This window comes from Pseudoduganella aquatica (genome assembly GCF_009857595.1).
GTDB classification, from domain to species: Bacteria; Pseudomonadota; Gammaproteobacteria; order Burkholderiales; family Burkholderiaceae_D; genus Rugamonas; species Rugamonas aquatica_A.
The window spans coordinates 18,101-30,939 of the sequence record NZ_WWCU01000017.1 but is presented as its reverse complement, the minus strand read 5'-3'; the positions used below and the strand labels follow the sequence as shown (position 1 = coordinate 30,939).

13 protein-coding genes are annotated in these 12,839 nt (G+C 64.4%); 5 read left to right on the top strand and 8 right to left on the bottom strand.

Annotated elements, in window-relative coordinates:
* Positions 1 to 3 precede the first annotated feature (3 nt).
* The 6 genes from soxY to GTP77_RS15905 form a co-directional block, all read right to left on the bottom strand.
* The gene (gene soxY, locus GTP77_RS15930; RefSeq protein ID WP_161073130.1) at positions 4 to 465 is read right to left on the bottom strand and encodes a thiosulfate oxidation carrier protein SoxY; all 462 of its coding nucleotides are present in this window, start codon (positions 463 to 465) and stop codon (positions 4 to 6) included.
* Positions 466 to 508: 43 nt separating this feature from the next.
* Entirely contained in the window at positions 509 to 1,600 is a 1,092-nt protein-coding gene (locus GTP77_RS15925; RefSeq protein WP_161073129.1) for a c-type cytochrome, read from the bottom strand.
* On the bottom strand, positions 1,584 to 2,933 hold the full coding sequence (soxC, locus tag GTP77_RS15920; RefSeq protein ID WP_161073128.1) for a sulfite dehydrogenase: 1,350 nt from the start codon (positions 2,931 to 2,933) through the stop codon (positions 1,584 to 1,586). The genes GTP77_RS15925 and soxC overlap by 17 nt, the downstream gene beginning before the upstream one ends.
* 111 nt (positions 2,934 to 3,044) lie before the next feature.
* Positions 3,045 to 3,413 carry an ArsR/SmtB family transcription factor gene (locus tag GTP77_RS15915; RefSeq protein ID WP_228893040.1) on the bottom strand — a complete coding sequence of 123 codons (369 nt, stop codon included), beginning with the start codon at positions 3,411 to 3,413 and terminating at the stop codon, positions 3,045 to 3,047.
* A 34-nt stretch (positions 3,414 to 3,447) separates the two neighbouring features.
* Positions 3,448 to 3,861 carry a DsrE family protein gene (locus GTP77_RS15910; protein ID WP_371869365.1) on the bottom strand — a complete coding sequence of 138 codons (414 nt, stop codon included), beginning with the start codon at positions 3,859 to 3,861 and terminating at the stop codon, positions 3,448 to 3,450.
* Positions 3,862 to 3,888: 27 nt separating this feature from the next.
* Positions 3,889 to 4,857, bottom strand: coding sequence for an MBL fold metallo-hydrolase (locus GTP77_RS15905; protein ID WP_161073126.1), 969 nt, complete (start codon positions 4,855 to 4,857; stop codon positions 3,889 to 3,891).
* Between the two features lie 93 nt (positions 4,858 to 4,950).
* Here GTP77_RS15905 and GTP77_RS15900 point away from each other — a divergent pair, with 93 nt between their 5' ends.
* The 5 genes from GTP77_RS15900 to GTP77_RS15880 all read left to right on the top strand — a co-directional run bounded on the left by GTP77_RS15900 (position 4,951) and on the right by GTP77_RS15880 (position 10,649).
* Positions 4,951 to 5,322: a VOC family protein gene (locus GTP77_RS15900; RefSeq protein WP_161073125.1), complete on the top strand. Its 372-nt coding sequence runs from the start codon at positions 4,951 to 4,953 to the stop codon at positions 5,320 to 5,322.
* A gap of 171 nt (positions 5,323 to 5,493) precedes the next feature.
* Positions 5,494 to 6,321 (top strand): type I methionyl aminopeptidase, encoded by an 828-nt coding sequence (map, locus tag GTP77_RS15895; protein ID WP_161073124.1) that lies wholly within the window; start codon positions 5,494 to 5,496, stop codon positions 6,319 to 6,321.
* Between the two features lie 7 nt (positions 6,322 to 6,328).
* Positions 6,329 to 8,911, top strand: coding sequence for a [protein-PII] uridylyltransferase (locus GTP77_RS15890; RefSeq protein ID WP_229202221.1), 2,583 nt, complete (start codon positions 6,329 to 6,331; stop codon positions 8,909 to 8,911).
* Positions 8,912 to 9,021: 110 nt separating this feature from the next.
* Positions 9,022 to 9,771: a pseudouridine synthase gene (locus GTP77_RS15885; RefSeq protein WP_187358737.1), complete on the top strand. Its 750-nt coding sequence runs from the start codon at positions 9,022 to 9,024 to the stop codon at positions 9,769 to 9,771.
* Positions 9,772 to 9,884: 113 nt separating this feature from the next.
* On the top strand, positions 9,885 to 10,649 hold the full coding sequence (locus GTP77_RS15880) for a flagellar brake protein (protein ID WP_371869362.1): 765 nt from the start codon (positions 9,885 to 9,887) through the stop codon (positions 10,647 to 10,649).
* 13 nt (positions 10,650 to 10,662) lie between these two features.
* Here the strand turns inward: GTP77_RS15880 and GTP77_RS15875 are convergent, their stop codons facing one another.
* Together GTP77_RS15875 and GTP77_RS15870 are read right to left on the bottom strand one after the other, a co-directional pair.
* Positions 10,663 to 12,090 (bottom strand): ATP-binding protein, encoded by a 1,428-nt coding sequence (locus GTP77_RS15875; protein ID WP_161073123.1) that lies wholly within the window; start codon positions 12,088 to 12,090, stop codon positions 10,663 to 10,665.
* Positions 12,087 to 12,770, bottom strand: coding sequence for a response regulator (locus GTP77_RS15870; RefSeq protein ID WP_161073122.1), 684 nt, complete (start codon positions 12,768 to 12,770; stop codon positions 12,087 to 12,089). Before GTP77_RS15870 ends, GTP77_RS15875 begins: the two co-directional genes overlap by 4 nt.
* Between the last annotated feature and the right edge of the window lie 69 nt (positions 12,771 to 12,839).

The following is a 12,839-nucleotide window of genomic DNA, read 5'->3' as shown; positions in this document are numbered from 1 at the left end:
TAATCAGCCGCCGCAGCCGCCGAGGGTGACCTTGATTTCCTTGCTGGCGACGAACCATTTGCCGTCCGCCTTGACCAGCGCGTGCACGTTCGAGGTGCTGCCCATCTTGACGCGGGTGCTCACGGCAGCCTCGGTGCCGGCCGGGATCTTGAAGCTGGCCGACAGCGGATTGGGGTTCTTTTCAACCAGGATGGCGATCATCTCGGTGTTCGGCACATTGCTCGATACCGATACCGGCACCACGGCGCCGTTTTCGGCGATGTCCGGGCCTGTGATGGCCACGTCGGTGCTTGCGCTGAAGGAGTCGCCGCCCATGGCTTTCAATGCCGCGTCCAGCGATTTGGCGTCGAACATGCTCGCCTGCCAGTCGGCGGCGAAGACGTCGCTCGGCTTGAGCAGGCCGGCGGTCACCGCGAGGCCGAAGATGGAAGCAATGCGCAGGGCATCACGTCGGTTCTGATTCATAGTTGTCTCCGTTGTTATAAATCCGGCAGGTACCTGATTGCGCTTACTTTGCGCCGTCCAGTATCCAGCCGACGATTGCTGCAATGTCCTCGTCCTTCAAATGAGCCTGCGCCGGCATGGGAACCGGTCCCCAGGCGCCGGAACTGCCCGCCTTCACCTTGCCCGCCAGGCGCTGCGCAGCGCCAGCGTCGCCCTTGTATTTGGCCGCGATGTCGCGCAGCGCCGGGCCGACTATCTTGTTGCCCACGCCGTGGCAAGCCATGCAGGCGTTCTGCTTGGCCAGCGCCTGCGCACTAGCGCCAGCACTCGCCTTTGCGGGTGCCGCCGCAGCCGCGGCGACGGCGGAAGCCGGAGCGCCTGCAGCCACCGGAGCCTTGCCAACCAGCGCCGCCGTCGGCGAGGGCTGCGTGGTATCCACGCCGCGCACCGCGCCAAAGCTGCGGTTCTGCGCCGACAAATCGCCATGCACATTGCGCGCCGCCGCCGGCAGTTCCGAGCGCAGCTTGACCTCGCCGCAGTTGCTCATGCAGGCGGTGCTGCGCACATCGGCCTTGCCCTTCACTTCCCACATGCCATGCGCCTGCGTCATGCCATTCCGGTTCGGCATGCGCGCCTGCACATCGGCGATATTCCTATCCGACAGGACAAAATCGTCCGGCACCACTTCCGCCATGTTCAGGATATAGGCGGTCACCGCATAAACCTCCTCGGTGGTCAGGCTCTTGGGCGCAGTCCAGGGCATGGCGCGGTTGATATAGTCCCACAGTGTGGAGACGGTTGCCACCTTCATCATGGTGGTGCGCTGCGGTTGCTTGTTGTCGCGCAGCGACGCCACGCGGCCGGACTTGACATCTTCCTTGCTTGTACCGCCCACAATTGGCGTAAACACCTCATTCGATTCGCCAAACGTGCCGTGGCAGGAAGCGCACTTGCCCTCCCAGACTTCCATGCCCTTGACCACGCTGCCCGAGCCCTTGGGCAAACCCTTGAAGTCCGGCCGCACGTCGATATCCCACGCAGCCACCTCCTGCGGCGTGGCGCTGCGGCCCACGTTCGCGTAAGGCGGCGCGGCCAGCAGCGTGCACGAAGCGGCGGCGCACAGCAGCGCCACGGCGGCTTTAATAAACCTGGACATTCGACACCTCCCCGGACGCAGCCACTTGCCACGACTGGATGGCGTTGTTGTGATAAATGGAGCGCGTGCCGCGTACAGCACGTAGCTCGTTGATCTTCGGCTGCACATAGCCGGTTTCGTCGATGGCGCGCGCTTGCAGCACGGCCGGCGCGCCGTCCCAGGTCCAGTCGATATTGAAGCGCGTCAGGCACTTGGACAGCACCGGCGACTCCAGCCGCGCCGTGCGCCAGTTGCGGCCGCCGTCCGTGGACACGTCCACGCGCTTGATCTTGCCCCGCCCGGACCAGGCCAGCCCGGTGATGTTGTAGAAGCCCGTATCCAGCAGGCGCTGGCCCGCCGAGGGCGTGGTGATAACGGATTTGCACTCCTGGATGGAGGTGTACTGCCGGTACATCCCGTCCGGCATGGCGTCGACATAGTGTATGGCCTCGTCCTTGGCGGCATAGGGCTGGTCGCCCACTTCAATGCGGCGCAGCCACTTCACCCAGGACACGCCCTGCACACCCGGCACCACCAGCCGCAGCGGATAACCGTTTTCGGGACGCAGCATCTCGCCGTTCATGCCCCAGGCCACCAGCACGTCGTCCAGCGCGCGGTCGATGGAAATGGTGCGCGTCATGCCGGAACCGTCCGCCCCCTCCGCCAGCACGAAGCGGGCGGTCTTCTTGTCGTAGCCGCAGTCGTCCAGCAGCACCGAGAGCGGCACGCCGGTGAATTCGCTGCAGCTCAGCATGCCGTGCGAGTACTGCACCGACGGCACCGCCACATTGCCCCACTCCATGGCCGTATTGGCGCCGCATTCAATGAAGTGCATGCGCGAGACCGACGGCAAGCGCATCAGGTCGTCCATGGTGTAGACCTTTTGCTGGCGCACCAGGCCATTCACCATCAGGCGGTGCTGGGCGGGGTCGATGTCATGCCAGCCCTGGTGGTGGCGCTCGAAATGCAGGCCGCTGGGGGTGATGATGCCGAACAGGCTTTGCAGCGGCGTGAACGAGACCGAGGCCGCATTCACGCGGGTCAGCCCCGGCGACTCGCGGCGCTGCAGCGCGCCTTCAAAGCGCGACGGCATGCCGTAAGGGTTGGCCGCCACTGGCTTGCCCAGCGTTCTGGAATGCTCGGGCAGGGTCAGGATGGCAGGATCGCCGCCGGCCGCCTGGCCGTAGGCAGTGCCGCTGGCCAGGGCCGCGCCGGCCGCCAGGAAGCTTTTGCGCAGGAAGCCGCGCCGCTGCTCGTCCAGGCCTTTGCTGGTGATATCCAGCGCCAGCTGGCTGTCCACAAAATTCTCGGGGGCGCGCAGGATGCGTCCCGCCTTCGCTACTTCGCCGGTCATGCCGTCTCCTTGTTCTTATTCACGTCGGTCATAACCGCGTCAAACTGGAGTATATGACTAATCACGCATATTTGCGAAACGTTTTTGCAGTGTGGCAAAAATGCAGCGGATTCAGGCGCTGGCTGTAGCGAGGGGGGCTTGCGCTTCCGGCCGGCTTGCACTGCGGGCCAGGATGTCGGCGCTCACGCGGGCGCACACGCTCTGGCAAATGCCCAGCGTGGCCGGATCGTCGATGCGGTAGTAGACCTGGGTGCCTTCCTTGCGCCGCGCCAGGATCTTGGCGCGGAACAGCATATTGATCTGGCGCGACACATTGGCCTGGCTGGCTTCGATCTCGGTCACGATGTCATTCACGGCGCGTTCGCCGTGGCACAGGCTATGCAGGATTTTCAGGCGCGTGGGTTCGGACAGCAAAAAGAAGACGTTCGACACTTCCTCGAACAATTCGGCCATCTGCTCTTTGCTTAAGCTGTTATCCACGGAAATCTCATCGACGGTAGGGAGAGCAATTATATCAAGGCTTCAGGTAGACAAAGCCCTCTTCCGCCTGCAGCCGCGCCACCTCGGCCACGCCGGACGGCACAATCTTCGCTTCCGGCAGCAGCTTGGACTTGTCCAGCTTGCGCGCATCGAGCGTGTTTTTGCAGACGCGGAATTCCACGCCCCGGTCGGCCAGCTCCTGCACCGGGATATCGTAGGGATTGCCGTTGGCGTTCTTCGCGCCGTCCAGCAAAAAATCGATGCCGGGGCCGTGCGTGACCACGACGATCTTCGCGCCGGGGCTGGCGTTCAGGTGGTTGCGGATGTTGTTCAGCGCACCGGTGGCCGCGTCGCTATTGTTGATGTGGTAGACCACCTTGATTGGCGTTGCCGCCATGCCGGTCACGGCGAACAGCGCAAACAGTACGGCGACAAAATAACGCAACAGCTTCATGAACTTCTCCTCAGGTTGATTTTATTGTTTGCCCAGGCTTTCGCGCTCAAGCAGCAGATAGGTGCCGTAGGCATTGATGCGATTGGCTTCCTTGAACGCAGGATACTGCTCAAAGCGGCGCCAGTCCACCGCCTGGTAGGCTTCGTCGAAGGTCTGCATGTCCGCCACCGCCTTGCCCATCTGCTCGCGCAGGTAGAGCAGATAGCTGGTGGTCAGCGCCAGGTCGGCCTGCGGATTGGTGGACGCCGGGCCGTGGCCGGGGATCACCACCTTGGGGCCGGCGGGGAAGCGCGCCAGCGCCTGCAGCCAGGCCTTGCTGTCGGCGTCGCCGACGAAAGGGATGCGGCCGGTGAAGAACAGGTCGCCCGCGAACAGCACTTTCGCGTCCTCCACGTAGAGCATCAGGTCTTCCGGCGAGTGCGCACCGCCCACGTCCAGCAGCGTGAAATGCGTGCCGCCCAGTTCGAATTTGACGGTCTTGTCCTTGCCGAAGTCCAGCCAGCGGTCGGCGGGCAGCAGCCGCGTATCGGCATCCACCCACGGCGCCAGTGACGTGCGGCGCTCCGCCAGCCGGGTCCGCGTGAAGTCGGACGCCAGCGTGGTCTTGCCCGCGCCGTGCGCCCAGATTTCGACACCGGGCTGCTTGAGCGCTTGCAGGCCGTAGAAATGGTCGGCGTGGTAATGGCTCACGATTATCCGGCGCACCGGCTGCGCGGTCACGCGTGCGATGGCCTTGAGCATGGCCGCGCCCAGCACCGGCGTGGCCAGCGCGTCGAACACCACCACCCCGTCGCGGGTGACGACAAAACCGGCGTTCGACATAAAGCCCTTGTTCGCCGCGCTTGCCATGCCGGCCTGGCCCTGGAAATAATAGACCTGCGGCGCGACCTGGAGCGGCGTCAGCTCGATCGGCGGCGCGGATTCGGCGCCCTGCGCCCGGCCCAGCAACATCAGCAAGGCCATGCCCAGCGCGGCAGCATATATGCGCATATTACTACTCTCGCAAATTAAAGTATTCCATCATGCCATAGACGCCCGGCTTGGCTGTAGTATTATCAGCTTAACCACATCCATGGAGACGACATGAAACTCGGCGCATTCTCGCTCAGCCTGGCGGTTAAAGACATCGAGGCATCGCTGGCGTTCTACGAAAAGCTGGGCTTCAAGCCCTTTGGCGGCGACGTTGCCAACAAATGGGTCATCCTCAAGAATGGCGAGCACATCATCGGCCTGTTCCAGGGCATGCTCGATAAAAACACCCTGACCTTCAATCCCGGCTGGGACCAGGACGCGCAGCAGCTCGGCGAGTTCACCGACGTGCGCGAGATCCAGCGCCAGCTCAAAGCGCAGGGCGTCGCCTTCACCGCCGAAGCCGACGAAACCACCACCGGCCCGGCCTACGCCATCCTGCTGGACCCGGATGGCAACCCGGTCTTCCTCGACCAGCATGTATAAGTAACAAATGCGATGGGACATTGAAGGTGTCCGGCTACGTGTTTCAGTAGCATCCAGCGGCCTGGGGCTGGGCAATCCGGGCTTGCCTATACGGCAACGACATGAATCCCGCGAGAAGATGGTGGGTCGTTTATAATTTCACCTATACATTTCTCACAGATTCCCTACCCCATGGCTATTACCATTAATTCCGCCGAAGACATCGAAGGCATGCGCGTTGCCGGCCGCCTCGGCTCCGAAGTGCTGGATTACATCACTCCCTTCGTCAAACCCGGCGTCACCACCGGCGAACTCGACCGCCTGTGCCACGAATACATGGTCAACGTGCAAGGTTCCATCCCTGCGCCGCTGAACTACTGCCCGCCCGGCTACACCCCCTATCCGAAAGCCATCTGCACCTCCGTCAACGACGTGATCTGCCACGGCATTCCGGGCGACAAGGTGCTGAAAAACGGCGACGTGGTGAACCTGGACATCACCGTCATCAAGGACGGCTACCATGGCGACAACAGCCGCATGTTCTTCATCGGCGAACCGTCCATCCTGGCCAAGCGCCTGTCCGACATCACCTACGAATGCATGTGGCTGGGCATTGCCAAGGTCAAGCCGGGCGCCCACCTGGGCGATATCGGCCACGCCATCCAGCAGCACGCTGAAAAAGCGGGCTACAGCGTGGTGCGCGAGTTCTGCGGCCACGGCATCGGCAAGGTGTTCCACACCGAGCCGCAAGTGCTGCACTACGGCCGCCCCGGCACCCTGGACGAGCTGAAGGCCGGCATGATTTTCACCATCGAGCCGATGATCAACGCCGGCCGCCGCGAAATCCGCGAAATGAACGACGGCTGGACCATCAAGACCAAGGACCGCAGCCTGTCCGCGCAGTGGGAGCACACCGTGCTGGTGACCGAAACCGGCTACGAAATCCTCACCTTGTCTGCTGGCAGCCCGCCGCCGCCGGCGTTCATCGCCGCGCAAACCGCCGCCGCTGCCGCCGCCTGATCCCAGCATGCCCGCTGCCGCCATGAAGAAGGAGCTGCGTGAGCAGCTGAAAAGCCAGCTCAAATCTGGCCGCCAGACCGTCATCGCCGGTTTCCGCGAGGACGGCATGCCCGAGAAACTGCTGCGCAACCTGCGCCAGGTGGTCGACGGCGTGCTGTCAACGGCATGGCAGGAAGCGGCGCTGCCGCCCGAATCCGCGCTGGTGGCGGTGGGCGGATTCGGGCGCGGCGAGCTTTTCCCTTATTCCGACGTCGACCTGCTGATCCTGCTGCACCAGGCGCCGGACGCGGACACCCGCGCCCGCCTGGAAGAGCTGGTGCAGCTGCTGTGGGACCTGGGCCTGGAAATCGGTTCCAGCATCCGCACGGTGGACGAGTGCATGAGCGAGTCGCAGGCCGACATCACGGTGCAAACCAGCTTGCTGGAATCGCGCCTGGTGTGCGGCAACCAGGCGCTGTTCGAGGAAATGCAAACGCGCTACAACGCGCAGATGGACCCGCAAGCCTTCTTCCACGCGAAGATGCTGGAAATGAAGCAGCGCCACGCCAAGTACGAGGACACGCCCTTCAGCCTGGAGCCCAACTGCAAGGAAAGCCCCGGCGGCCTGCGCGACCTGCAGGTGATCCTGTGGATGGTGAAAGCGGCGGGCCTGGCCAGTTCCTGGCGCACGCTGGCCACCGGCGGCTTCATCACCCAGACCGAGGCGAAGCAGCTGATGGAAAAGGAGCGCGCCTTCAAGGACATCCGCGTGCGGCTGCACCTGCACGCCGGCCGCCGCGAGGACCGCCTGGTGTTCGACGTGCAGACCGCTATCGCCGAAACGCTGGGCCTGACCACGCAAGGCAGCGGCCCGAACATGCGCCGCGCCAGCGAGTTCCTGATGCAGCGCTACTACTGGGCCGCCAAGACGGTGACCCAACTCAACTCCATCCTGCTGCAGAACATCGAGGCACGCCTGTTCCCGCAGCCCTGCGAGCCCACGCCCATCAACGCCCGCTTCAACGAAGTGAACGGCTTTATCGACATGGTGGCGGACGACACGTTTGAAAAAACGCCGTCGGCCATGCTGGAAGTATTCGTGCTGATGACCGAGCGCCCTGCCCTGAAAGGCATGACGGCCCGCACCACGCGCGCGCTGTGGCACGAACGCTTCAAGATCGATGCGGCCTTCCGCCACGATCCGGTCAACCGCGCCTACTTCCTGCGCATCCTGCAGGCGCCGGTGGGCATGCTGCACGCGCTGCGGCGCATGAACGAGCAGTCGCTGCTGGGCCGCTACCTGCCCAACTTCCGCAAGATCGTGGGCCAGATGCAGCACGACCTGTTCCACGTCTACACGGTGGACCAGCACATCCTGATGGTGGTGCGCAATATGCGCCGCTTCACGATGACCGAGCATGCGCACGAATACCCGTTCTGCAGCCAGCTGATGGCGAACTTCCCCAACCACTGGCTGCTGTACGTGGCGGCGCTGTTCCACGACATCGCCAAGGGCCGGGGCGGCGACCACTCCAAGCTGGGCGTGGCCGACGCCACGCAGTTCTGCCAGGACCACGGCATGAGCGCGGAGGACACCGAACTGGTGACCTTCCTGGTGGAGCAGCACCTGACCATGTCGCAAGTGGCGCAGAAGCAGGACCTGTCGGACCCGGACGTGATCGAAGCCTTCGCCAAGCTGGTGAAGGACGAACGCCACCTGACCGCGCTCTACCTGCTGACCGTGTCCGACATCCGCGGCACCAGCCCGAAAGTGTGGAACGCCTGGAAGGCCAAGCTGCTGGAAGACCTGTACCGCATCACCCTGCGCGTGCTGGGCGGCGAGCCGCATTCGGCCGACCGCGAACTGAAGAACCGCCAGCAGGAAGCGCTGGCCACGCTGCGCCTGTACGGCCTGGCGCCGGACGCGCACGAGCCGCTGTGGAAGCAGCTCGACATGGCCTACTTCCTGCGCCACGACGCGTCCGACATCGCCTGGCAAACCCGCGCCCTGTACGACCGCCTGGACAGCGCCAAGCCGGTGGTGAAATGCCGTTTGGCGCCGATAGGCGAAGGCCTGCAGGTGGCCGTGTATGTGCAGGACCAGCCCGACCTGTTCGCGCGCATCTGCAGCTATTTCGACCGCAAGAACTTCAGCATCCTGGACGCCAAGATCCACACCACGCGCCACGGCTACGCGCTGGACACCTTCCTGGTGACGGAGCAGAACTTCGCCAAGAGCTACCGCGATATCATCAGCCTGATCGAACACGAGCTGTGCGAGCTGCTGCAGTCGCAGGCCGAACTGCCGTCGCCCACCAAGGGCCGCCTGTCGCGCCTGTCGCGCACCTTCCCCATCCAGCCGACCGTGGACCTGCGGCCGGACGAACGGGGCCAGTACTACCTGCTGTCGGTGGCGGCCAACGACCGCACCGGCTTGCTGTATTCGATCGCCAATGTGCTGACCAGATACCGCATCAACCTGCACACGGCCAAGGTGATGACCTTGGGCGAGCGGGTCGAGGACGTGTTCCTCGTCGATGGCGCCGCGCTCAACAACGCACGCAACCAGCTCCAGCTGGAAACCGATTTACTGGAAGCGCTCAAGGTTTAAAACCATGGCGGGTTACGGCTGCGCCTAACCCGCCCTACAATGAGCAAATAATAATTCCGTAGGGCGGGTTAGCGCAGCGTAACCCGCCAACAACGAACGAAACAAGAACAATGTCTGAAGAACTCTTACGCCTGTCCAAACGCATGTCCGAACTGGGCCTGTGCTCCCGCCGCGAAGCCGATGAATGGATCGCGCGCGGCTGGGTGCGCGTGGACGGCCAGGTGGTGTCCGAACTGGGCACCAAGATCTATCCGAGCCAGCGCGTCACCGTCGAGCGCCAGGCTGCCGCCGAGCAGTCCAAGCGCGTCACCATCCTGATCAACAAGCCTGTCGGCTACGTCAGCGGACAGGCTGAGGACGGCTACACGCCCGCCGTGGCGCTGATCAAGCCGGAGAACCGCTGGGCCGAGTGCGACGCGCCCGAGAATTTCCATCCCACCCAGCTGCGCAGCCTGGTCCCCGCCGGCCGCCTGGACATCGATTCGGTCGGCCTGCTGGTGCTGACACAGGACGGCCGCGTGGCCAAGACCCTGATCGGCGAACATACCAGCGTCGACAAGGAATACCTGGTGCGGGTACAGTACACCAAGGAAGGCAAGCTGCCGGACGCGGACCTGAAGAAGCTGAATCACGGCCTATGGATGGACGGCAAGCCCCTGCTGCCGGCCAAAGTGCGCTGGCAGAACGACGACCAGCTCAGTTTTACCCTGCGCGAAGGTAAAAAGCGCCAGATCCGCCGCATGTGCGATATGGTAGGGCTGCGCGTAGTCGGACTGAAGCGTGTGCGCATCGGCAAGGTCAAGCTGGGCAACTTGCCGGAAGGCCAGTGGCGCTATCTGAAGGCTGACGAGCAATTTTAACCACAACGTGCCGTGTACGCTATATTTCCTTGCTATTTGGCAAGCCAAAGTCCTGATATGCTTGTAAACTACCGGGACCGGCCGGTGAACCGCCCTTATAGAGACTTGCTGCTGTGAATGATCCAATTCCTAACGACTTCCGTAAAGGCCCACCCGCGCTGCAAGACGCGGTCGAGCCCATTGCTGCGGGCTCCAAGCCGCACGAAATAACGGATGTCGACGACATCGGCGATTCGCTGACCGTACTGGCGGAAAACGGCGACGCGGTCTCCGTCTACCCGGCCATGAGTACGGAAGTGGTGATGGCGCGCATCCTGTCGGTGTCGCCGGACCAGCCGCATTTCGTGCTGGAGCTGAACGAGGGCGAAACCATTCCCCCCGGCGGCGCCACGTTTGTGGCCTGGCTGCGCAGCGCCAAAATCCAGTTTACCCTGCCCGGCCCGGCCTGGAATTCGCTGCCCGAGCAGCCGCACCTGATCCCGCTGGAGTTTCCCGAGCGCTGCCAGGTGCTGAACCGGCGCGCCACGGCGCGGCTGGAAACGCCGCTGGGGGTGTACTTCACGGCCTCGTTTGTCCTGAACGGCAAGCCTTACGAGTTGCAGTTATACGACTTTTCGCAAGGCGGTGTGGGCATGCGCTGCGCACCGCGTGACTCGCAGGGCCTGCACGTGGGCCGCAAACTGCAGCGCGTGCGCCTGGAGCTGGGGCCGGACGCGGTGATTATCGCCGACCTGGAAATCCGCCTGTCGCGCACCTACCGCTCCTTCCTGCTCGGCGAGCAGGTGCAGATCGGCTGCCAGTTCCTGAACATGTCCGCCTCCATGCAGGACGACCTGGCCAAGCTGATCGACAAGATGAATTCCCGCCAGAAGCGCTGACTCCGGCATCAACTCAAGCCGCCAGCGGCAATCTCACTTCCACCAGCAAGCCGCCGCCTTCCCCGTCCAGCAGTGCAATCCGGCCGCCGTGCCGGGCTGCGGCGGCCTGCGCGATCGCCAGGCCCAGGCCGCTGCCGCTTTGGGTTTGCGCAGGATCGCGGAAAAAGCGGTCGAACACACGCTCACGCAGCGCCGGCGCAATGCCCGGCCCTTGGTCCTCCACCGTCAGCACCGCCTCCTGCACGGATGCGCCCTGGCCCGCGCGCCGCAGCGCCACCCGCACCACGCCGCCGCCCGGCCCATACTTGATGGCATTCTCCACCACATTGTCCACCAGAGAAATCAGGCTCTCGCGCTGGCCGCAGACCGTAAAGCCAGGCTCGGCAGACAGCTCCAGCTCCACCCAGCGCACGGCGGCCAGGCCGGACAGCGCGGCCAGCCGGTCCTGCAACAACTCGTCCAACGCCACGCGCTCGGACGCGTCGCCGGCGATGGCGTCGCTGCGCATCAGCGTCAGCAGCTGGCTCACCAGCCGGGTGGCGCGCCGCGCGCTGCTGACGATGCCGCTCAGCAGCTGCTTGTCGCGCACGGACCCGGCCTGGACCAGCAGGGCCTCCACGTTCACCCGCATGGCGGCCAGCGGCGTGCGCAGTTCGTGCGCCGCGTCGGCGATGAAACTGCGTTCACGGGCGGCGCTCTTGTCGACCCGCAGCATCAGCGCGTTCAGGGCCTCCACCATGGCCGCCAGTTCGCGGTACTGTGCCTGGAACGCCAGCGGACGCAAATCCTGCGGCCCACGCAACGCCAGCTCCTGCGCCACCCGATGCCAGGGGCGTAGCGCGACCCGGATCGACAACCAGGCTGGCAGCAGCAGCAACGGCAAGCTGATCAACAACGGCAACAGGTAGTAACCGTGGGAATTCAGCGTCACAAACAGGTTCCAGCCGTGGTCGGGGGCAAACATCGTCATGCGGGCGCCGCCTGGCCTGGCCTGGCGGGTGCGGGCATGCCAGCGCTTCCCGTCGAGCTCGAATGTCTCGACCCGATCCAAGCGCCGCGTGGCTACGCCGGACGGCGCGTTCGGCGAGCGATACAATTCCCGCCCGCCCCGCTCAACCAGGATGCTGGGCAACAACTCGGCCGGGCCGTCCATACCGGGTTGCGAACGCAGCGATACGTCGAACAGGCGCAAACCCTCACGCTGCCAGGCGGCGTGCTCCGCCGCGCTGTCCGCCAGGTGCAGCGCCGCGGCGTAGATCTGGTCGGTGTTCAGCAGGGCGTGGTCGGTCTCGTTCTCGGCCAGAACGAAGCCCACCGCCAACGACCACAGCAGCGTGAGCAGCGCCATCTGCGCGCCCAGCAGGCGCCGGACCAGGCTGGGCGAAAAGACGCGGCGCCGCAATCCGCGCAGCGCTCCGGCTGCCCACGCCGTGCCGTTCATGTGCGTTCCTTGCCGGACGCAGCCCTGGCGTCGATCACATAGCCCACGCCGCGCACGGTGCGCACATAGCCCTCGCCTATCTTGCGGCGCAGATTGGCCATGTGCACGTCCAGCGAATTGCTGGCGTTGGCCTGCGAACCGGGCAAGGCCTGCTCTTCCAGCATGCGGCGCGTCACCACGCGGTCGGCGCGCATCATCAGCATCTTCAGCAGCTCGTACTCGCTGGCGGTCAGCTCCACCGGCTTGCCACCGGCGGTGACGCGGCGCGTGGGCGCGTGGATCTCCAGCCCACGCAGCTCCAGCGTTTCACCGTCGAAGCCGTAGCTGCGGCGGGCCAGCGCGCGCACCCGCGACAGCAGCTCGGCCAGCTCGAAGGGCTTCACCAGGTAGTCGTCCGCGCCGGAATCGAGGCCGCGCAGGCGGTCGCTCAGCGCGTCGCGCGCACTCAGTATCAGGACCGGCAAGTCGCGCCGCTCCCGCCGCAAGCGGCTCAGCAGGGAGATTCCGTCGCCGTCCGGCAGCCCCAGATCCAGCAGCACCAGGTCGCAGCCGCCGGCGTCCAGGTGGCGCGCGGCGTCTTCAAGCTGGCGCGTCCACACCACCTCCATGCCCTGGTCCGCCAGTGCTATGCGCACGCCGTTGCCCAGGTCCAGGTCGTCTTCTATCAGCAGTATTTTCATGCCTCTATTAGAGCATGGCGATCTTAAGATCAGCTAAAGCATTGTCTTCATGGAATCTTCATGAAAGGC